The following is a 252-nucleotide window of genomic DNA, read 5'->3' as shown; positions in this document are numbered from 1 at the left end:
CATTGCTGACGTCGCGGGATCTGCTGGAAATGCCGACGTCGGCACGGTCGTTTCTCTCAGCGAGACGGTAGACGGTATCCAGCAAGGGGGCGCAATAACGGCAACCGTGCAATCGGGCGCAGACATCGAAACCAACGATGAACTGCGAAGCCGGATGCTGGATGCGTACCAGAGCACTCCACAAGGCGGCGACGAAGAAGACTACGTGCAGTGGGCCCGCGCCGTGGCCGGCGTTACTCGAGCGTGGTGCGC

Annotated in this window: 1 protein-coding gene; it reads left to right on the top strand. The window is 62.3% G+C overall.

Going from position 1 to position 252, the window contains the following annotated elements; translation table 11 throughout:
- Position 1: 1 nt before the first annotated feature.
- A partial coding sequence (locus tag SB725_RS32665; RefSeq protein WP_410923633.1) for a baseplate J/gp47 family protein occupies positions 2-252 on the top strand: 251 nt, incomplete at its 3' end.

The organism is Pseudomonas sp. SIMBA_041, assembly GCF_046535095.1.
In the GTDB taxonomy this organism is placed as follows: Bacteria; Pseudomonadota; Gammaproteobacteria; order Pseudomonadales; family Pseudomonadaceae; genus Aquipseudomonas; species Aquipseudomonas mucoides.
Note: the sequence above shows the minus strand (reverse complement) of the source record. Positions and strands in the feature narration are given on the sequence as shown.